This is a genomic window from Pseudomonas sp. IPO3778 (assembly GCF_013386825.1).
Classification (GTDB): domain Bacteria; phylum Pseudomonadota; class Gammaproteobacteria; order Pseudomonadales; family Pseudomonadaceae; genus Aquipseudomonas.
The window spans coordinates 50939-69770 of the sequence record NZ_JACARC010000017.1 but is presented as its reverse complement, the minus strand read 5'-3'; the positions used below and the strand labels follow the sequence as shown (position 1 = coordinate 69770).

At 61.0% G+C, this 18832-nt stretch carries 19 protein-coding genes; 8 read left to right on the top strand and 11 right to left on the bottom strand.

Features of this window, described 5'->3' with window-relative positions; genetic code table 11:
• Positions 1–50 precede the first annotated feature (50 nt).
• The 5 genes from HX855_RS06775 (at position 51) to HX855_RS06755 (ending at position 4368) form a co-directional block, all read left to right on the top strand.
• The gene (locus HX855_RS06775; RefSeq protein WP_177082805.1) at positions 51–1208 is read left to right on the top strand and encodes a D-alanyl-D-alanine carboxypeptidase family protein; all 1158 of its coding nucleotides are present in this window, start codon (positions 51–53) and stop codon (positions 1206–1208) included.
• An 84-nt stretch (positions 1209–1292) separates the two neighbouring features.
• The gene (locus HX855_RS06770; RefSeq protein WP_177082803.1) at positions 1293–1568 is read left to right on the top strand and encodes a DUF493 domain-containing protein; all 276 of its coding nucleotides are present in this window, start codon (positions 1293–1295) and stop codon (positions 1566–1568) included.
• Positions 1568–2215, top strand: a complete 648-nt coding sequence (lipB, locus tag HX855_RS06765) for a lipoyl(octanoyl) transferase LipB (protein ID WP_177082801.1) — start codon at positions 1568–1570, stop codon at positions 2213–2215. Before HX855_RS06770 ends, lipB begins: the two co-directional genes overlap by 1 nt.
• Positions 2216–2217: 2 nt before the next feature.
• Positions 2218–3237 (top strand): lipoyl synthase, encoded by a 1020-nt coding sequence (gene lipA, locus HX855_RS06760; protein ID WP_375140063.1) that lies wholly within the window; start codon positions 2218–2220, stop codon positions 3235–3237.
• Between the two features lie 195 nt (positions 3238–3432).
• Positions 3433–4368, top strand: a complete 936-nt coding sequence (locus HX855_RS06755; RefSeq protein WP_177082799.1) for an LD-carboxypeptidase — start codon at positions 3433–3435, stop codon at positions 4366–4368.
• Between the two features lie 133 nt (positions 4369–4501).
• Here the strand turns inward: HX855_RS06755 and HX855_RS06750 are convergent, their stop codons facing one another.
• The 5 genes from HX855_RS06750 to leuS form a co-directional block, all read right to left on the bottom strand.
• A complete protein-coding gene (locus HX855_RS06750) occupies positions 4502–5827 on the bottom strand; it encodes a lytic murein transglycosylase (protein WP_177082797.1) in 1326 nt (441 codons plus the stop codon).
• 61 nt (positions 5828–5888) lie between these two features.
• Positions 5889–6053: an alternative ribosome rescue factor ArfA gene (gene arfA / locus HX855_RS06745; RefSeq protein WP_177082795.1), complete on the bottom strand. Its 165-nt coding sequence runs from the start codon at positions 6051–6053 to the stop codon at positions 5889–5891.
• 84 nt (positions 6054–6137) lie between these two features.
• Positions 6138–7175: a DNA polymerase III subunit delta gene (holA, locus tag HX855_RS06740; RefSeq protein WP_177082793.1), complete on the bottom strand. Its 1038-nt coding sequence runs from the start codon at positions 7173–7175 to the stop codon at positions 6138–6140.
• 39 nt (positions 7176–7214) lie between these two features.
• On the bottom strand, positions 7215–7820 hold the full coding sequence (lptE, locus tag HX855_RS06735) for an LPS assembly lipoprotein LptE (protein ID WP_177082791.1): 606 nt from the start codon (positions 7818–7820) through the stop codon (positions 7215–7217).
• Positions 7821–7909: 89 nt separating this feature from the next.
• A complete protein-coding gene (leuS, locus tag HX855_RS06730) occupies positions 7910–10516 on the bottom strand; it encodes a leucine--tRNA ligase (protein WP_177082789.1) in 2607 nt (868 codons plus the stop codon).
• 261 nt (positions 10517–10777) lie between these two features.
• Here leuS and HX855_RS06725 point away from each other — a divergent pair, with 261 nt between their 5' ends.
• Positions 10778–11095, top strand: a complete 318-nt coding sequence (locus tag HX855_RS06725) for a hypothetical protein (RefSeq protein ID WP_177082787.1) — start codon at positions 10778–10780, stop codon at positions 11093–11095.
• 99 nt (positions 11096–11194) lie between these two features.
• Positions 11195–11956 (top strand): YdcF family protein, encoded by a 762-nt coding sequence (locus HX855_RS06720; RefSeq protein ID WP_177082785.1) that lies wholly within the window; start codon positions 11195–11197, stop codon positions 11954–11956.
• Between the two features lie 120 nt (positions 11957–12076).
• Here HX855_RS06720 and lnt read toward each other — a convergent pair whose 3' ends face one another.
• From lnt to miaB, 5 genes are all read right to left on the bottom strand, one after another.
• A complete protein-coding gene (gene lnt, locus HX855_RS06715; protein WP_177082783.1) occupies positions 12077–13600 on the bottom strand; it encodes an apolipoprotein N-acyltransferase in 1524 nt (507 codons plus the stop codon).
• 8 nt (positions 13601–13608) lie between these two features.
• Positions 13609–14448 carry an HlyC/CorC family transporter gene (locus HX855_RS06710; protein ID WP_005791724.1) on the bottom strand — a complete coding sequence of 280 codons (840 nt, stop codon included), beginning with the start codon at positions 14446–14448 and terminating at the stop codon, positions 13609–13611.
• Between the two features lie 27 nt (positions 14449–14475).
• Positions 14476–14949 carry an rRNA maturation RNase YbeY gene (ybeY, locus tag HX855_RS06705; protein ID WP_177082781.1) on the bottom strand — a complete coding sequence of 158 codons (474 nt, stop codon included), beginning with the start codon at positions 14947–14949 and terminating at the stop codon, positions 14476–14478.
• Positions 14942–15943, bottom strand: a complete 1002-nt coding sequence (locus HX855_RS06700; RefSeq protein ID WP_177043315.1) for a PhoH family protein — start codon at positions 15941–15943, stop codon at positions 14942–14944. The genes ybeY and HX855_RS06700 overlap by 8 nt, the downstream gene beginning before the upstream one ends.
• A 237-nt stretch (positions 15944–16180) precedes the next feature.
• Entirely contained in the window at positions 16181–17509 is a 1329-nt protein-coding gene (gene miaB, locus HX855_RS06695; protein WP_177082779.1) for a tRNA (N6-isopentenyl adenosine(37)-C2)-methylthiotransferase MiaB, read from the bottom strand.
• A 132-nt stretch (positions 17510–17641) separates the two neighbouring features.
• Here miaB and HX855_RS06690 point away from each other — a divergent pair, with 132 nt between their 5' ends.
• Positions 17642–17968: a DUF1820 family protein gene (locus tag HX855_RS06690; protein ID WP_003215457.1), complete on the top strand. Its 327-nt coding sequence runs from the start codon at positions 17642–17644 to the stop codon at positions 17966–17968.
• Positions 17969–18097: 129 nt separating this feature from the next.
• On the opposite strand, the gene HX855_RS06685 is transcribed toward HX855_RS06690, so the two are convergent.
• The gene (locus tag HX855_RS06685; protein ID WP_017476238.1) at positions 18098–18652 is read right to left on the bottom strand and encodes a tetratricopeptide repeat protein; all 555 of its coding nucleotides are present in this window, start codon (positions 18650–18652) and stop codon (positions 18098–18100) included.
• Positions 18653–18832: the final 180 nt, after the last annotated feature.

The following is an 18832-nucleotide window of genomic DNA, read 5'->3' as shown; positions in this document are numbered from 1 at the left end:
AATAGTTTTGCCCGCGAGGGCAAGTTTCCATAAGCAATTTCGAGAGACGGATGAACATCACCACCTTAGCCAAACGCACGTGCCTGCTTCTTTCGCTGATCATCACCCCGGCCGCCTGGGCGGTTGAAATGGTGCCGGCTTCCCCGCAACTGGCTGCCAAGGCCTGGGTCCTCATGGACGCCGCCAGCGGCAACGTGCTGGTGGAGAACAATGGTGACCAGCGCCTGCCCCCAGCCAGCCTGACCAAGCTGATGACCGCCTACATCGCGACCCTGGAAATCCGTCGCGGCCAGATCGGTGAAAACGATCCGGTGACCGTCAGCGAAAACGCCTGGCGTACCGGCGGTTCGCGGATGTTCATCAAGGTGGGCTCGCAGGTTACCGTGAGCGACCTGCTGCACGGCATCATCATCCAGTCCGGTAACGACGCCAGCGTGGCCCTGTCCGAGCACATCGCCGGCAGCGAAGACGCGTTCGCCGACATGATGAACAAAACCGTGACTGACCTGGGCATGACCAACAGCCACTTCATGAACCCGACGGGTCTGCCGAACCCGGAGCACTACTCGTCGGCTCACGACATGGCGATCCTGGCGCGCGCGATCATCCGCATCGACCCGGTGCACTACGCGATCTACTCCCAGAAAGAGTTCTACTGGAACAACATCAAGCAGCCTAACCGCAACCTGTTGCTGTGGCGTGACAAGACCGTCGACGGTCTGAAAACCGGCCACACCGAAGAAGCCGGCTACTGCATGGTGTCGTCTGCTGTCCGTGACGGTCAGCGCCTGATTGCCGTGGTGTTCGGTACCAACAGCGAGCAGGCCCGTGCGGCCGAGACGCAGAAGCTGCTGACCTATGGTTTCCGTTTCTTCGAAACCCAGACCTTCTACCAGAAAGGCACCGAGCTGGCTCAAGCCCCTGTATGGAAAGGCGCGACCCATCAAGTCAAGGCCGGCCTGGCTGAAGACCTGACCCTGACCATGCCTAAAGGCCAGCTCAAGAAGCTCGTTGCCAGCATGACCATGAACCCGCAACTGGTCGCACCGATCGCCAAGGGCGACGTCATCGGTAAAGTCGAAGTGAAGCTGGACGACAAAGTGGTGCACAGCGCCGACCTGATCGCTCTGGACGCCGTCGACGAAGGTGGTATCTTCCGACGCGTGTGGGATAGCATCCGTCTATTCTTCTACAGCTTGTTCAACTGATAGTGTGCACCTGCATGACCCTGCGCTGATCCGGCGCGGGGTTATGCCCGTCGCCACGGCTTACGCTTACGAGGCCGTTACGCCATGACCGATACCGAAGTAAAGGCGCCAAAAATCGAATTCCCGGTGGTTGATTACCCCATCAAGGTGATCAGCGATACCGGTGTGGGCCGTAAGGACGCGATTATCGCAATCGTCAAAAAGCACGCGACGATCAACGATAACCGCGTGGACGAGCGCCCAAGCTCTGCCGGCAAGTACACCACCATTCAGTTGCACATCGTTGCGACTGACCAGGACCAGCTCTACAACATCAACAGCGAACTGCGGGCTACCGGCTTCGTGCACATGGTGTTGTGATGTCACAGACCCTGGGCTTTCGCGAGCTCGGCCAAATGGCTTACGAACCGGTGTGGCACGCCATGCAGCGGTTCACCAACGAGCGCGGCACCGAAGCCCCGGATGAAATCTGGCTGGTCGAACACCCGCCGGTTTTCACCCAGGGTCAGGCCGGCAAGGCCGAGCATTTGCTGCTGCCGGGAGAAATCCCGGTGGTGCAGGTCGACCGCGGCGGGCAGGTGACTTACCATGGCCCTGGCCAATTGGTGGCTTATCTGTTGCTGGACGTGCGCAGGCTGGGTTTTGGCGTGCGTGAGCTGGTCAGTCGCATGGAGACATGCCTGATCGAGCTGTTGGCCAGCTACGGTGTGACCGCAGTGGCCAAGCCGGATGCACCGGGGGTTTATGTCGATGGCGCGAAAATCGCCTCCCTGGGCCTGCGGATTCGCCACGGCTGCTCCTTTCATGGCCTGGCCCTGAACGTGGACATGGACCTGGCGCCGTTTCGACGGATCAATCCCTGTGGTTACGCCGGTTTGGCGATGACCCAGTTGAGCGATCATGCAACACCACTAGAATTTGCCGAGGTAAGTGCCCGGCTGCGCGCGCAGCTCGTCAAACACCTCGACTATGCTGAGCAGACGACCCTAACGGGCGGAATCGACTGATTATGACTACTGATGCAGTGCAAACCATGATCCCGACGCTGGATGTTACCGAGCGTCCGGCCCCGCGTGCCAAGGTGGAAGCCGGCGTCAAGCTGCGCGGCGCCGAGAAGGTTGCACGCATTCCGGTAAAGATCATTCCGACCACCGAACTGCCGAAAAAGCCTGACTGGATTCGCGTGCGCATCCCGGTTTCGCCGGAAGTCGACCGTATCAAGGCCCTGCTGCGCAAACACAAGCTGCACAGCGTGTGCGAAGAAGCCTCCTGCCCGAACCTGGGCGAGTGCTTCTCCGGCGGCACCGCCACCTTCATGATCATGGGTGACATCTGCACCCGTCGTTGCCCGTTCTGCGACGTTGGCCACGGCCGGCCGAAGCCACTGGACGTCAACGAGCCGGAAAGCCTGGCCATCGCCATCGCCGACCTGAAACTCAAGTACGTAGTGATCACCTCAGTGGACCGCGACGACCTGCGTGACGGTGGTGCCCAGCACTTTGCCGACTGCATCCGCGAGATCCGCAAGCTGTCGCCGAACGTGATGCTCGAAACCCTGGTCCCGGACTACCGTGGCCGGATGGACGTCGCGCTGGCAATCACCGCCGCCGAGCCGCCGGATGTGTTCAACCACAACCTGGAAACCGTGCCGCGCCTGTACAAGGCTGCGCGTCCGGGTTCGGACTACCAGTGGTCGCTGACGTTGCTGCAGAAGTTCAAGCAGATGATGCCGCACATCCCGACCAAATCCGGCCTGATGCTGGGCCTGGGCGAAACCGACGAAGAAGTCATCGAAGTCATGAAGCGCATGCGCGAACACGACATCGACATGCTGACCCTCGGCCAGTACCTGCAGCCGTCCCGCAGCCACTTGCCGGTACAGCGCTTCGTGCACCCGGACGTGTTCGCCTGGTTTGCCGAAGAAGGCTACAAGATGGGCTTCAAGAACGTCGCTTCCGGCCCGCTGGTACGTTCCTCGTACCACGCCGACGAGCAGGCGAAACTGGTCAAGGCCAGCCTGGTCTCGTAAGCCTCGCCCTCACTGTAGGAGCGAGCTTGCTCGCGAAGAACTCAAGAGCACCGCGCGCGTCCAGGACGCGCGCGTTATCGTTGACGACCTTCGCGAGCAAGCTCGCTCCTACATGTTGCGGTTAAGTCATCCTCTTCTGTTTGCAACCATTGCTGTTTAGAGTGCCTTGGGCAATCCACACGAGGAGAACCATGGATGACGACTCAATTAACCACTTGTGCGGTACCTGCGCTGCGCGCCGAAGGCGTGATCGGCCTGATTGCCCCTGCCGGGCCGGCCGAGCTGGATATCGACAAGGCCACGCAATGGATGCGTGCCCGAGGCTACACACTGCGGATTTTTCCGGGCGTGAGGCAGCGTGATGGCTACCTGGCCGGCAGTGACGATGTACGCCTGAATGACCTGCACGGGGCGTTCGCCGACGCGTCCATCGACGCCATATTTTGCCTGCGGGGCGGCTACGGCACGCCGCGCCTGCTGGACCGCCTCGACTTCGACCTGCTGCGGGCCAACCCCAAGCCATTCGTCGGCTACAGCGACATCACCGCCTTGCACCTGGCGATCCACCGGTATGCCGGTTTTGTCACTTTCCACGGGCCGATGTTCAACGCTGACCTGTTGGGCGACAAGCTGCAGCCGACTGAGTCGTCACTGTTCAGCCTGCTGCGCGGGCAAGTGAAGGCCGGTAGCCAGCTCACCCACCCGGTGGCTTACCCGTTGACCACCATCGAGCCAGGCATCGCCTGCGGGCGGCTGCTGGGTGGCAATCTATCAATGATCGCGGCGGTGATGGGGACGGCTTACGAGATGGATGCCGAGGGCATCATCCTGTTTATCGAAGACGTTAACGAACCGCTGTACCGCATCGACCGGCTGCTCACCCATTTGCGCCTGGCGGGCAAGCTCGCTCAGGTGGCGGGCGTTGTGGTGGGGGATGTGGCGGGGGTTGATAGCCTTGCGCTTGAGCGATTGCTGAAGCAGACCTTCGAGCCGTTGTGCATCCCTGTGCTGTCCGGCTGGCGCAGCGGGCACTGCAACCCGAACCTTACGTTGCCGATGGGCGCCAGGGTGCGGTTGGATGCGGGGGAGAAGCGGTTGGTGTTGGAGCAGGATGTGGTGTTTAAGGCCTGAGACTTCTGTGGCTTCTGAGGGCCTCTTCGCGAGCAAGCCCGCTCCCACATTTTGACCGTGTACTCCCTGAAGGAATAAGGTCGAAGTGTGGGAGCGGGCTTGCTCGCGAAGACGGTAGCAGCCATACCGCTATCTAGCGGCTCTGCAACGACTCCAGCAACTTCACCGTCGGATACCCATCCGCCGGCCAGCCCAGTGACTGCTGCGCGGCACGAATCGCCTTGCGGGTATTGGCGCCGATGATCCCGTCCGGGTTGCCGGCATCGTAACCATTGGCGCTGAGCACCGACTGCAAGTCCATCCGCTGTGAGCGCGTCAATGGCAGCTCGTCTTTCGGCCAGCTCCCACGAATCACACCTCCACCACCGAACCGTTCCGACAACAAGCCGACTGCCAATGCGTAGGACGACGAGTTGTTGTACTTGAGGATCGCGCGGAAGTTGTCCAGCACCAGGAACGCCGGGCCACGGTAGCCGGCCGGCAACAGCAGGGCTGCGGAAAGCTGGTCCACGTTGGGCGGGACGCTGGCGCCAGGCGGCACCTGGATCCCCAGTTTCAGCCACTCGCCAACGGTTTTGCGCACACTGCCATCGGCCAGGGCGTAATCGAAATTCAATGGCAGTTGCTGCACCTCAAAGCCCCACGGCTGGCCTTTCTGCCAGCCGGAGCTTTGCAGGTAGTGCGCGGTGGAGGCGAGGGCGTCGGCTGGGCTGTTCCAGATATCGCGGCGACCGTCGCCGTCGAAATCCACGGCGTGGGTGTTATAGGTGGTCGGGATGAACTGGGTCTGGCCCATGGCCCCGGCCCAGGAGCCTTTCATCTGGTCGGCGGCGATGTCGCCATGCTGGATGATTTGCAGCGCCGCCAGCAGTTGCGCCTGGGCGAACGCCGGGCGACGACCTTCGTAGGCCAGGGTCGCCAGGGAGCGGATCACCGAGTTGTTGCCCTGGAACTGGCCGAAGTTGCTCTCCATGCCCCACACCGACACCAGCGCCTGGCGGTCGACGCCATAACGATCCTCGATGCTTTTAAGCGTGTCGGCGTACTTCACCAGCAGCGCTTGGCCATTGCGCACGCGCAGCGGTGACAGGGCGCCATCCAGGTATTCCCACACCGGGCGGGAAAACTCCGGCTGGCTGCGGTCGGCGCGGATCACTGCCAGGTCGGGCACAACGTTAGAGAAGGCGTTATCAAACACCGCAGGCGTAATGCCGGCCTTCAAGGCTTCCACGCGAAAGCCCGCCTGCCATTCGGCAAAGGTCTGGGTGGGCTGGATATCAAGATTGTCTACCGCCAGTGGCGCAACGACGGCAGGCGCAGCTACCGGTGCAGTCTGGAGTGGGGGCAGGGGTTGAGCATCGGCGGCGGTGGGTTTTTCCGCGCAGGCGACTAACAGAATGAGGCTGGAGGCAGCGATCAGTTGGCGAAGGTGCCAACGACGGGAAAGACTAGAGGGCATGCACAGGTCCAGGGAATACGAATCAGGTACAGACCTTATCATGCCAGAGGGTCGCTTGCCTTCAGGCAGCCAGAAAGTATGAAGCCTCCCAGCTATTAGACTGGAAGGCTTCGCGGCGGTAGCTGCCTTTGCCTTTGCCGGCTCGTTCCTGGCGACTGCGGAACAACGGCTGGGCGATGATGGATTTGGCCTTGTTGGGGCCATGCGGGGATGGCTTTTTGCTCATGATCGGTACTCTCCGGTGGGTTGATGATGCGGTGCGAATCATCGGCCGAAGTGTGGATTCTGTCCAGCCCAGCGATGCGTAGGACTATTCAGCGGGCAATGCCAGGCGCTGCCCTGACATCAAAAGTGACAAACGACTCAGGCTCATCCAGGGGGATCCCGCCGCCTGGCCCTTGATCTGCGCGTCGATGCGCTGGGCCTCCAGCAGCAATTGCGCCCAGCGTTGCGCCGAGTGCCGTTGCAGGGCTTTGCTGATCAGCGGTTTGCGCTTGTCCCACACCGGTGGCCGGGCCTGGCTGAAGGCCTTGTCCAGTGGGATGCCCTGGCTGTATTGCAGGGCAATATTGGCCAGCAGGCGTAACTCCCGGGCCAGGGCCCAGAGAATCACCGGTGGCTCGACCCCTTCACCGCGCAGCCCTTCGAGCATGCGCAGGGCGTGGGCGGGTTCGCCGTTCAGGATCGCGTCCACCAGGCCAAATACGTCAAAGCGCGCGCTGTCCGCCACGGCGCCTTGTACGGTCTCGACGGTGATCTGGCCACCTTCAGCCATCAACTTGAGCTTTTCGATTTCCTGGGCGGCCGCCAACAGGTTGCCTTCGACCCGCGCCGCGATCAGCTCTACGGCGTCCTGGCTGGCGGTCAGCCCGGATTGAGAAAGGCGCTGACGAATCCACTGTGGCAGCTGACTGCTGTCCACTGGCCAGATCTGCATGAACTGGGTCTGTGCACCTTCTACCAGCGCCTTGCCCCACTTGGTTTTTTGCGCGCTGCCATCAAGCTTGGGCAGGCTGATCAACAGCAACGTGTCCTCGGCGGGGCGTGCGCAGTATTCCATCAAGGCCGCCGCGCCCTTGTCACCCGGTTTGCCCGAAGGCAGCCGCAGTTCCAGCAGGCGTTTTTCAGCGAACAGCGACATGCTCGCCCCGGCTTGCAACAGCGTACCCCAATCGAAACTGGCGTCGGCGCTGAACACTTGGCGTTCATCGAAGCCCTGTTGGCGGGCGGCAGTGCGAATCGCGTCCGCAGCCTCCTGGCACAGCAGCGGGTCATCACCGCTGACGATGTAGACGGGCGCCAGGCTGCCTTGCAGATGTTTGGCGAGTTGGGCGGGGGCAAGTTTCATAGGCGGGGCGAACGGGGCGCCTGGGGCGCCCCGTCTGGCTTACTCGGCAGGGACTTCAACAGGCGACTGTTTCGGCTGGCTGTTTTCATACTCTTGCGCAGCTTTCAGCGCATCGGCATCTGCCTTGGCCTTGTTATCTGCCGTCTGCTGCAGTTGATCCAGTTTTTCAGGGGTGATCAGTTGCAGGCGCAGAACCATGCGCTGTACCAGTTCACGACGCATTTCCTTGCGCACCTGGATGGCTTCGGAGTCCGAACCCACCAGGTTGTTGCCGTCGTGGCTCACGACTTTTTGTACCTGGATCTTGTCACCCATCAGTGGCAGATGGTCGTGGCCCTGGATTTCGAAGAAGAGCGTGGTGCTCAACTCGACGTCCGAAGAGCGCCCGGCACTGGCGTAGCTGAGGTTACGCTGCTCTTCTTTTTCATCCGTCAGGTTCAGTTTATAAGCGGCGCCTGAATAGACTTTGACGCCACTGCTTTCCAGGACCTGGCGCAGCTGTTGCACGGTCTCGCCGTAGGAGTTGCGGGCGGTGACGTCCAGTTCCTTGATCGCCAGTTCGGTGGTGCCGGTGCCGCGCAGCTGGAAGCCGCAAGCGCTCAGCAGCACGGCAAGGCCCATAACCAGCAGATTGCGTTTAATCATTTTGATGCTCCCCTTGAAACCATGTGGGCCTTATCGAGGCCCTGGAGGTTTTGTTCGGCGCCAGGGTGATGCCCTGGCGCCCGATCCGATTAGCTAGCGACGATATTGACCAGTTTGCCGGGCACCACGATCACTTTGCGGATCGTCAGGCCTTCGGTGAAGCGCAGCACGTTCTCGTTGGCACGTGCGGCGGCTTCGACTTCTTCACGGCTGGCGCTGGCGGGCATGTCGATCTGGCCACGCAGTTTGCCGTTGACCTGAATCACCAGTTGCAGCGTGTCCTGTACCAGGGCGCTGTCATCCTGTACCGGCCAGCCGGCGTCGATGACGGCACCGCTGTGGCCCAACCGGCTCCACAGGTCGTGGCTGATGTGCGGCGTGATCGGAGCCAGCAGCAGGGTGACCGTTTCCAGGCCTTCCTGTACCAGCGCGCGGTCCTGTTCGGTGGCCTGCGGGGCTTTTTCCAGCACGTTCATCAGCGTCATCACTTGGGCGATGGCAGTGTTGAATTTGTGGTGCTGGCCCACATCCTGGCTGGCGTGCTTGATGGCCAGGTGGGTGCTGCGGCGAATGGCTTTCTGCTCGTCGCTCAGGGCTGCCACGTCCAGTCTGCCCGGCAAACCCTGGCTGACATGGGCGTGCGCCAGGCGCCAGACGCGTTTGAGGAAACGGTGCGAACCTTCTACGCCGGAGTCGGACCATTCGGCGCTCATGTCGGGCGGCGAGGCGAACATCATGAACAGGCGGCAGGTGTCTGCGCCGAACTGGTCGATCATCGACTGTGGGTCGACGCCGTTGTTCTTCGACTTGGCCATTTTCTCGGTGCCGCCGATTTCCACCGGCAAGCCGTCGGAGATCAACTTGGCACTGATCACCTTGGCCTTGCTGTCACGCACCAACTCGACGTCCGCCGGGTTGAACCAGGTGTAGGCGCCATTGGCTTCGCGACGGTAGTAAGTCTCGGCAATCACCATGCCCTGGGTCAGCAGGTTCTTGAACGGCTCGTCGGAGCTGACCAGGCCTTCGTCACGCATCAGCTTGTGGAAGAAGCGCGCGTACAGCAGGTGAAGGATGGCGTGTTCGATACCGCCGATGTACTGATCCACCGGCAACCAGTGGTCGGCCGCGGATTTTTCTACCAGGCCGCCTTCATAGTGCGGCGAGGCGTAGCGGGCGTAGTACCACGAGGACTCCACGAAGGTGTCCATGGTGTCGGTTTCACGCTTGGCCGGTGCGCCGCATTTCGGGCAGGTGCACTCGTAGAATTCAGGCATGCGTGCCAGGGGCGAACCGGCGCCGTCCGGCACCACATCTTCTGGCAGCACGACGGGCAGTTGGTCTTCCGGCACCGGCACGTCACCGCAGGTATCGCAGTGGATGATCGGGATCGGGCAGCCCCAGTAGCGCTGGCGGCTGATGCCCCAGTCGCGCAGGCGGAACTGGGTGCGCGAGGCACCGAGGTTTTTCTTGATCAGCGCCACTTCAATGGCGTCGAACGCGCCTTCGAAATCCAGGCCGTCGAACGCGCCGGAATTGATCAGGGTGCCGTGTTCGTTGTACGCGTCCTGCCACGGCACAGGGTTAGTGTCACCCGAGCTGGTGCGAACCACAGACTTGATCGGCAGGTTGTATTTGACGGCGAATTCGAAATCGCGCTCATCGTGTGCCGGCACAGCCATTACCGCGCCATCGCCGTAGTGCATCAGCACGTAGTTGGCGACCCATACCGGCAGCTTCTCGCCGGTCAGCGGGTGCTCCACGAACAGCGAGGTCGGCAGGCCTTTTTTCTCTTGGGTGGCGACGTCGGCTTCGGCGACGCTGCCGCCTTTGCATTCGGCGATGAACGCCTGCAGCTCAGGGTTGTTCTGTGCGGCCTGGGTGGCCAGCGGGTGTTCGGCGGCCACGGCGACGTAGGTCGCGCCCATCAGGGTGTCCGGACGGGTGGTGAAGACTTTCAGTACGCCTTCTGCGCCGATGGAATCGACGTTGTAGGGGAACTGCACTTCCATGCCACGGGACTTGCCGATCCAGTTGCGCTGCATGGTCTTGACCTGCTCGGGCCAGCCCGGCAAATCGTCGAGGCTCGACAAGAGTTCATCCGCATAGGCGGTGATCTTGAAGTAGTACATCGGGATTTCGCGTTTTTCGATCAGCGCACCGGAGCGCCAGCCGCGGCCGTCGATCACCTGCTCGTTGGCCAGAACGGTCTGGTCCACCGGGTCCCAGTTCACGGTGCCGCTCTTTTTGTAGATCACGCCTTTTTCGAACAGGCGAGTGAACAGCCATTGTTCCCAGCGGTAGTAATCAGGCTTGCAGGTGGTCACCTCGCGGGACCAGTCCACCGCCAGGCCCAGGCTGCGCAGCTGGGTCTTCATGTAGGCGATGTTTTCGTAGGTCCACTTGGCGGGCGCCACGTTGTTCTTCATCGCGGCGTTTTCTGCCGGCATGCCGAAGGCGTCCCAACCCATGGGTTGCAGGACGTTCTTGCCCAGCATGCGCTGGTAGCGGGAGATGACGTCGCCGATGGTGTAGTTGCGCACATGCCCCATGTGTAGCTTGCCGCTGGGGTAAGGGAACATCGACAGGCAATAGAAAGTTTCCTTGCCTGGCTGTTCACTGACTTCAAAGGACTTTTGCTCATCCCAGAACGACTGGGCGGCATTTTCTATTTCACGGGGCTGATATTGTTCGTGCATGGCTACTTTTGAACTGAATAGGGGTGGCCTAATCCTCTTCGGTGCAACGTTCAGGTTGATCGACACCAAAAAGCGGCGCGTCCGTGCCCAAACCCTGCGGGAAGTGGAGTTACAGGAAGCGCCGTAGCATACATGACCCCACTCTATCGAGGGAAACCCTGATTGCGCCGCCGAGGCCGTTGGTCGCGGCGTCAGGCAGGCAGGGCCAGCAGGACTACGCTGTTTAGTGGGGAGTGAGTCTTATCTTCAATGAGGTGAGGGATGGTTGATTCGCAGCGAACTTTAACGAAACCGCAGGTGTACGAAGGACTGATCGACCGTTTGGGTCGAGCGCTGGATGCAGCAAAAACCGCAGGCCGATTGTGTGATGAGCGGCCTCTGGAGTTGGAACTGCGTGGCTTGAGCCAGGCAGAGCTGGACGTGATCAGGGTGTATCTGGAGTTAAATGAGCATCGCGCGCCCCATGGCATGGCCTCCCCGGCAGCCCAGGAGTTTTCGCGCTCGGCCAAGGTGGTATGGCTGAAGGATTTGTCGGCCGGTCGCGGCCCGGAAAAACTTCGGTCCGTGCGTTTCAAGTGAAGTACCGCGTTATCGTTAGCCTTCTCAACGCGTGTTGTTTTAAAGATTGTCGCTAAACCCCGTTACACCTTAGGCTTCGGGCATCTTTGGAGATGCCCGATGCCTATTCGTTATTTCATTAAACAATTGCTGTTGCCGCCCGGCATTCTGTTGCTGTTGCTGGCCCTTGCCTGGTGGTTTCGTCGCAGTCGCCCGCGCCTGGCGGCAGTGTGCTTTGCGCTGGGGTTCGGCGGGATGTGGCTGATGAGCCTGCCGGTGGTGGTGCAGTGGGGGGCAAAAGCCCTGGAGACCGAGCCGCCCCTGGCCCTGGATGAATGGGCGACCCTGGCGCAGCGGGCTGATGCCATCGTGGTGTTGGGTTCGGGGCGCGAGCGTGGGGACCCGGCGTGGGGCGCCGATCAACCGACCGGTATCGGCCTTGAGCGCCAGCGTTATGCGGCGCGATTGGCCAAGGCGTCGGGCTTGCCGGTGCTGACCACCGGAGGCTTGCATTACGGTACGCCGCCCAGCGAGGCGGAGTTGATGGCGGTGTCGATGCAGGATGACTTCGGTGTGAGCGTGCGCTGGAAGGAAGAGCGCAGCCGTACCACGTGGGAAAACGCGCAGATGAGTGCCGGGATTCTGTTACCCCAAGGCATCAAGCGTGTCGTCGTCGTGACTCAGGCCTGGCACATGCCGCGTTCGCGCTGGAGCTTCGAAAAGGCCGGATTTACGGTCGTTCCGGCGCCAGTGGGGTTTCTGGGCCTGGACAATGCCCGGCCACTGGGTGGCTGGATGCCGGAGTTCAAGTCGGTGTGGGAGAGCGGGCTGTTGCTGAATGAAGCGGTGGGGCAGGTGGGTTACCGGTTATTTTACCGATAACACCGCGGGGCAAATGTGGGAGCGGGCTTGCTCGCGAATGCAGTGTGTCAGTCGCTGGTGCTTTAACTGACAGGCCGCATTCGCGAGCAAGCCCGCTCCCACACTATCCGAGTATGCCTCTTAAACCGTTTTCGACATCCGGCCCGCCAGCAACGCCCAGCCAAACAGCCCAAGGCACAGGATGATCAGCGGCCACGAGCGCCATTGCAGGTACGGCGTGAGGTTGTGCATCGGCACCACTTCACCGTAGAGAATGCCGCGCTCGAATTGCGGAATCTGCACGGTGATCTGCCCGTACGGGTTGATCAGGCCGGTGACGCCGTTGTTGGTGGCGCGGATCATCCAGCGACCGGCTTCCAGGGCGCGCATCTGGGCCATCTGCAAATGCTGCAGCGGGCCGATGGAGCGGCCGAACCAGGTGTCGTTGCTGATGGTCAGCAGCAAGTCGCTGCGGGCCGACAGGCTGGCGGCGAATTCCGGGTACACCACTTCATAGCAGATGAATGGCGCAATCTGATAACCCTTGGCTTGCAGCAGTGCCTGATCGGCCGGGCCGCGGGCGAAGTCCGACATCGGTAGGTCGAAGAAGGCAATCAGGCCGCGCAACATGTCCTGCAGGGGCACGTACTCGCCAAACGGCACCAGCTTCTGCTTCAGGTAGGTGCCGTCGCCTTCCCCCACTACCGTGATGCCATTGAAGAAGCGCTTGTGGTGGTGCACTTCCTGGCGAATCGGCACGCCGGTGATCAGTGCGGTGTGCCGGTCAGCGGCAAACTTGCCCATCATGGCCAGGTAGCCTTCGACGGATTCCTTGAGCACCGGCACCGCGGTTTCCGGCCACACCAGCAGGTCCACAGGTTTGGAGCTGAAACTCATGTCGCGGTACAGCGCGAGCTGCGCGTTAAGCTGCTCGGGGTCCCATTTCATGCTTTGTTCGACGTTGCCCTGGACGGCCGCCACCGTCAGTGGGGCGCCGGCGGGGGTGGTCCAGGCGTGATGCTTGAGTGCCAGGCCGATGGCCCATGGCGCCACCAATAGCAACAAACCAGCACCTATGAACAGGTTGCGCTTGCCCGCCAGCAGGCGCGGCAGGTTGAAAATCAAGGCCGCAGTCAGCGCCAGGGCAAAGGAAATCAACCACATGCCACCCAGCGGCGCCAGGCCGGTGAGGGGGCCGTCAAGCTGGCTGTAGCCGGAGTAGAGCCACGGGAAGCCGGTGAGGAACCAGCCGCGAAACGCTTCCTGGCCAACCCACAAGGCCGCAAAGGCCAGGGCATCGGCCAGTGGCGCTTCATTGCGGCGCAACCAGCGTGCCCACAGCCAGGCGGGCAGGGCAAAGAACCAGGCAATGGCTGCGGTAAACGCCAGCATCAGCATGCCGGCCAGGAGCACCGACGCACCGCCGAAATGGTGAATGCTGTAGTAGATCCAGCTGGTACCGGCGCCAAACAGGCCGAAACCGAAACACCAGCCACGGCCCAGGGCCTGGCGTGGTGTCAGTTCACGCAATCCCGCATAAAAGAAACCGACCGCCACCAGCGCAAATGGCCAGAGGTCGAACGGCGCCAGCGCCAGGGTAGTGAGGGCGCCGGCCACCACGGCCAGCAGGTTACCGGGCCAGCCGGGTGCAATCATACGGCGCATGTCAGTCCTTAGCGGGCAATAGGTGTCAAACGGATCAAGTGAATACGACGGCTGTCAGCATTCAGGATGCGGAAGCGATAGGCGCCGATTTCGGTGGTTTCGTTACGCTTGGGCAGATGCCCGAACGCGCTCATCACCAGGCCGCCGACGGTGTCGAATTCATCGTCGGAGAATTCGCTGTCGAAGAACTCGTTGAAGTTCTCGATCGGCGTCAGGGCCTTGACCAGGAAGTCACCGCTGGGCAGCGGCTTGATGTAGCTGTCTTCTTCGACATCGTGTTCGTCTTCGATGTCGCCGACGATCTGTTCCAGCACGTCTTCGATGGTCACCAGGCCAGCCACGCCGCCGTATTCGTCAATCACGATGGCCATGTGATTGTGGTTGGCGCGAAACTCGCGCAGCAGCACGTTCAGGCGCTTGGATTCAGGGACGAAGGTGGCAGGACGCAGCAGGTCCTTGATGTTGAAGCTGTCGCCGTTCTCCTTGAGGATCAGCGGTAACAGGTCCTTGGCCAACAGGACGCCCATGACGTCGTCATGGCTTTCGCCGATCACCGGGTAGCGCGAGTGCGCCGAGTCGATCACGGCCGGGAGGAATTCCCGTGGTGTCTGGGTCGCCTTGATGCTGATCATCTGCGAGCGCGGAACCATGATGTCCCGTACTTGCAGGTCAGCGACCTGGATGGCGCCTTCGACGATGGCCAGCGCTTCGCTGTCCAGCAACTTGTTCTGATGTGCCTCGCGCAGCAGCTCCAGCAGCTCCTGGCGGTTTTTCGGCTCGTGGGCAAAGGCCTGGGTGAGTTTCCCCAGCCATGACTTTTGCCCGTTGCTCGATCGGTCTTCGCTCATAGCGATTACTCTAAATCCTTTGTTGTGTCAGTTAGGTGTAGTTTCTGTTTCGTCGTCTGCATAGGGATCGCGATGACCCAATTCTGCAAGCAACGTTCGTTCCAGTGCTTCCATTTCTTCGGCTTCTTCATCGTCTATATGGTCGTAACCCAAGAGATGCAAACAGCCGTGGATGACTAGATGGGCCCAATGGGCCTCAAGTTCCTTGCCCTGTTCCTTGGCTTCGCGCTCGACCACCTCGACGCAGATAACCAGATCGCCCAGTAATGGGATATCCAGTAACTCATCGGGTACGTCGGCGGGAAAGGACAGCACGTTGGTCGCGTAGTCTTTTTGTCGCCAGGTGTGATTCAGTTCACGGCCTTCGGGCTCGTCCACCAGGCGAATGGTCAGTTCCGAGTCGGCGGTGCGCTGGCGCAGGGCCAAGGTGCACCATTGGCGGAACTGTTCTTCGCTGGGGGCGGGCGCGTCGGTGGCCAGTTGCAGGTCAAGCTCAAGCATCGCGGCGAGTGTCCTTGGCCGGTTGGTCGTCGCGGTGTTCGAAGCGCTCGTAGGCCTCGACAATGCGCTGCACCAGCGGGTGACGTACCACGTCTTTGGGCATGAAATGCGTGAAGCTGATCCCCGGCACGTCCTTGAGCACGTCAATCACCTGGGCCAGGCCCGACTTGGTGCCCTTGGGCAGGTCGACCTGGGTGACGTCGCCGGTGATCACGGCCGTGGAGCCAAAGCCGATCCGGGTCAGGAACATTTTCATCTGCTCGACGGTGGTGTTCTGGCTTTCGTCGAGAATGATGAAGCTGTTGTTCAGCGTACGGCCGCGCATGTAGGCCAGCGGGGCGATCTCGATCACCTGGCGCTCGATCAGCTTGGCCACGTATTCAAAGCCGAGCATCTCGTAGAGCGCGTCGTAGAGCGGGCGCAGGTACGGGTCGATCTTCTGGGCCAGGTCGCCAGGCAGGAAACCGAGTTTCTCACCCGCTTCCACCGCCGGGCGCACCAGCAGAATGCGTCGCACCTGCTCGCGCTCCAGGGCGTCGACCGCACAGGCCACGGCCAGGTAAGTCTTGCCGGTACCGGCCGGGCCGATGCCGAAGTTGATGTCGTTGCCCAGGATCTCTTTGACGTAGCGCTGCTGATTCAAGCCGCGAGGGCGAATCATGCCTTTCTTGGTGCGCAGGGCCACGCTGGCTTCGGCCACCGGGTTGTTGGCCAGGTCTTGCACCGCGGATTCCTGCAGGTACAGGTGCACGGTTTCCGGCGACAGCTCGCTACCTTTGGTTTCCCGGTAGAGGCGGCGCAGCAGGTTTTCTGCCGAGGTGGTGTGTTGGGGTTCACCAATAAGCTCGAACTGATTGCCGCGGTTGCGGATCTCGATGCTCAGGCGCTGTTCGATCAAGCGCAGGTGCTCGTCGAACTGTCCGCACAGATTGGCGAAACGGCGAGCCTCAAAGGGCTCGAGGAGGAAACGATGTGGTTCTATGGGTGCGTTCAAGGTCGTTTTTAGCCGCCCTGGGGCAATTAAGATGAAATCAAGGATAACGCCAGCAGGCGGTGTGCGAAAGCACTTATATATCCCGGACCCGCTCTCAAGAACAAAGGCGATCCAGTGTGGGAGCTGGCTTGCCTGCGATGAGGCCGGCAGGTCCAAAAGAGAGGCTGCCTGTTATATCGCTATCGCAGGCAAGCCAGCTCCCACATTTGATCTTCATTTGCCTTGAAAGCCGGGCTCTCAGTTAACCAGCGAGCCGCGCAGCGAGTGCGGTTGTGCCGCGTCGATGTGCACATCGGCGAACTGCCCGATCAGCGTCGGATTATCGCAACGGAAATTGACGATCCGGTTGTTCTCGGTCCGGCCCTGCAATTCGCCAGGGTCTTTCTTCGAGTAGTCGGTCACCAGGATGCGCTGGGTCGAACCCACCATCTGCCGGCTGATTTCGAAACCCTGTTGATTGAGGCGGTGTTGCAGGGCGTTCAGACGCTCTTTCTTCAACGCTTCCGGGGTCTCGTCGAGCAGGTCTGCCGCCGGGGTGCCCGGGCGCTGGCTGTAGACGAAGGAGTAGGAGAAGTCGAAACCGACGTCTTCAATCAGCTTCATGGTCTGCTGGAAATCTTTCTCGGTCTCGCCCGGGAAGCCGACGATAAAGTCCGAGCTGATGCAGATTCCCGGCACGGCCGCACGCAGTTTGCGCAGCTTGGATTTGTATTCCAGGGCGGTGTGGTTGCGCTTCATGGCCGAGAGAATGCGGTCCGAGCCCGACTGCACCGGCAAATGCAGGTGTTTGACCAGCTCCGGTACGTCGGCGTGGGCCTGGATCAGGCTGTCGGAGAATTCCAGCGGGTGCGAGGTGGTGTAGCGAATCCGCTCGATTCCGTCGACGGCCGCCACCACGCGGATCAGCTCTGCCAGGTCGGCCAAGCGGCCGTCGTGGGTCTGGCCACGGTAGCCATTGACGTTCTGCCCCAGCAGGGTCACTTCACGCACGCCGTTTTCGGCCAGGTGAATGATCTCGGCGAGCACGTCGTCGAACGGGCGGCTGACTTCTTCGCCGCGGGTGTAGGGCACCACGCAGAAGGTGCAGTACTTGCTGCAGCCTTCCATCACCGACACATAAGCACTCGGGCCGTCGATGCGCGGCTCGGGCAGGTGGTCGAATTTTTCGATTTCCGGGAACGAGACGTCGACTTGCGGCAGCTTGGTGATGCGCGCCGCGTTAATCATTTCCGGCAGGCGGTGCAGGGTTTGCGGGCCGAAGACCACGTCGACGTACGGAGCGCGGTCGCGAATCGCGGCGCCTTCCTGGCTGGCCACGCAACCGCCGACGGCGATCACCATGTCCGGGTTGGCCAGTTTCAGTTCACGCCAGCGTCCCAGCTGCGAGTAGACCCGGTCCTGGGCCCGCTCGCGGATCGAGCAGGTATTGAGCAGGATCACGTCGGCATCTTCAGCGCGAGCGGTGACTTCCAGGGCCTGATGTTCACCCAGCAGATCGACCATGCGCGAGCTGTCGTACTCGTTCATCTGGCAACCGTGGGTTTCGATGTAAAGCTTCTTGGCCATGGGGATCGTCAACTGGTGGTAAAGAACCGCGCATTATAGGGGGCATGCCGATAGGTTCCTAGCACTGTGCATCGGACGCCATGCTATAGTTCGCGCCCTCTTTTATATCCCCCGATGTGTTACCCGCCCACCATGACCAAACGTGAAGCTCCAATCTACAAGGTGATTTTCCTTAACCAGGGCCAGGTGTTCGAAATGTACGCCAAGCAGATCTATCAAAGTGATCTGTGGGGCTTCCTGGAAGTGGAAGAGTTCGTCTTTGGCGAGCGCACACAGCTGGTCGTCGACCCGGGCGAGGAAAAACTCAAGGCTCAGTTCGAAGGCGTGGTGCGCAGTTTTGTGCCGATGCATTCGATTGTGCGCATCGATGAAGTCGAGCGCCTGGGTACGCCGAAAATCAGCGAGGCCCGGGGCATGAGCAACGTCATGCCGTTTCCGATGCCGATGCCAGAGAAGTAAGGCTTAAGACCGCGTCGACCCCTTCGCGAGCAAGCCCGCTCCCACATTCGACCGAGTTCCACTTTTGGAATGCCGTCAAATGTGGGAGCGGGCTTGCTCGCGAAGGCGGCAGTAAAGGCGCTACAAAACTCAGGGCAGTGGCGAAAATGGCGAGCTGCCATCTGCGCTCTGCAGTTCCTGCAGGTAGTTGCGGAAAATCTGCCCCAGCACCTGGGTCGCCACTTCCAGTTCGTCCCGCTGCATGTGCTCGGCCACTTCATCGGCCGTGTCCAGTGCATCTTCAGCGCCATTGACCGCCGCCATTTTCAGCACGATATACGCCTGAACGTTATTGGCCGGTACGCCTTCGCCGTGGAAAAACATGGTGCCCAGCTGGAACTGCGCCTGGGCGTGGCCCTGCAACGAGGCTTTCTCGAAGTAGCTCAAGGCCTTGTTGAGGTCGCGTGCGGGATTTTTACTGTCGTAGAAGTACTCGCCCAACTCGTATTGCGCCTGCGCATCCCCGCCGTCGGCCTGTTTCTGGCACGCGCTCAGGGCTTCGGCCTGGCTTTCTGGCTGGGTATTGAGGGTGCAACGACCCATCGCTGGGATTAACAACGAGTTGCCGCCTGCTTGGGCAAACGCCAGCAGTGGCTGAAGGAGCAACAGGCAGCCCAGAACCAGGGTGCGGCCGGTGCGTTTCATGGGAATCGACTTACCTCTGACGGGGCGCGGGACCCACGGGGGGATCCAATAAGCGCGCATTATGAAATAAGCAGGCACCTGCTTACAAAGTCTTTACTCGTTTTTCTGCTGCGTGGGCAAGTTATCTGCCGGATTGCAGGTGAATTCTCGAAAAAAGACGGAAATGTCTGTAAGCAAAGT

Excerpts from the sequence above, each read along its gene's own strand:
- HX855_RS06710 (WP_005791724.1), bottom strand. The coding sequence starts at position 14,448 with ATGAGCGAAGACCGATCGAGCAACGGGCAAAAGTCATGGCTGGGGAAA.
- ybeY (WP_177082781.1), bottom strand. The coding sequence starts at position 14,949 with ATGCTTGAGCTTGACCTGCAACTGGCCACCGACGCGCCCGCCCCCAGC.
- lipB (WP_177082801.1), top strand. The coding sequence starts at position 1,568 with ATGTCACAGACCCTGGGCTTTCGCGAGCTCGGCCAAATGGCTTACGAA.
- HX855_RS06685 (WP_017476238.1), bottom strand. The coding sequence starts at position 18,652 with ATGAAACGCACCGGCCGCACCCTGGTTCTGGGCTGCCTGTTGCTCCTT.
- miaB (WP_177082779.1), bottom strand. The coding sequence starts at position 17,509 with ATGGCCAAGAAGCTTTACATCGAAACCCACGGTTGCCAGATGAACGAG.
- HX855_RS06725 (WP_177082787.1), top strand. The coding sequence starts at position 10,778 with ATGGTTGATTCGCAGCGAACTTTAACGAAACCGCAGGTGTACGAAGGA.
- leuS (WP_177082789.1), bottom strand. The coding sequence starts at position 10,516 with ATGCACGAACAATATCAGCCCCGTGAAATAGAAAATGCCGCCCAGTCG.
- HX855_RS06750 (WP_177082797.1), bottom strand. The coding sequence starts at position 5,827 with ATGCCCTCTAGTCTTTCCCGTCGTTGGCACCTTCGCCAACTGATCGCT.
- HX855_RS06775 (WP_177082805.1), top strand. The coding sequence starts at position 51 with ATGAACATCACCACCTTAGCCAAACGCACGTGCCTGCTTCTTTCGCTG.
- HX855_RS06720 (WP_177082785.1), top strand. The coding sequence starts at position 11,195 with ATGCCTATTCGTTATTTCATTAAACAATTGCTGTTGCCGCCCGGCATT.
- lptE (WP_177082791.1), bottom strand. The coding sequence starts at position 7,820 with ATGATTAAACGCAATCTGCTGGTTATGGGCCTTGCCGTGCTGCTGAGC.
- lnt (WP_177082783.1), bottom strand. The coding sequence starts at position 13,600 with ATGCGCCGTATGATTGCACCCGGCTGGCCCGGTAACCTGCTGGCCGTG.
- lipA (WP_375140063.1), top strand. The coding sequence starts at position 2,218 with ATGACTACTGATGCAGTGCAAACCATGATCCCGACGCTGGATGTTACC.
- HX855_RS06755 (WP_177082799.1), top strand. The coding sequence starts at position 3,433 with ATGACGACTCAATTAACCACTTGTGCGGTACCTGCGCTGCGCGCCGAA.
- holA (WP_177082793.1), bottom strand. The coding sequence starts at position 7,175 with ATGAAACTTGCCCCCGCCCAACTCGCCAAACATCTGCAAGGCAGCCTG.
- arfA (WP_177082795.1), bottom strand. The coding sequence starts at position 6,053 with ATGAGCAAAAAGCCATCCCCGCATGGCCCCAACAAGGCCAAATCCATC.
- HX855_RS06770 (WP_177082803.1), top strand. The coding sequence starts at position 1,293 with ATGACCGATACCGAAGTAAAGGCGCCAAAAATCGAATTCCCGGTGGTT.
- HX855_RS06690 (WP_003215457.1), top strand. The coding sequence starts at position 17,642 with ATGACCAAACGTGAAGCTCCAATCTACAAGGTGATTTTCCTTAACCAG.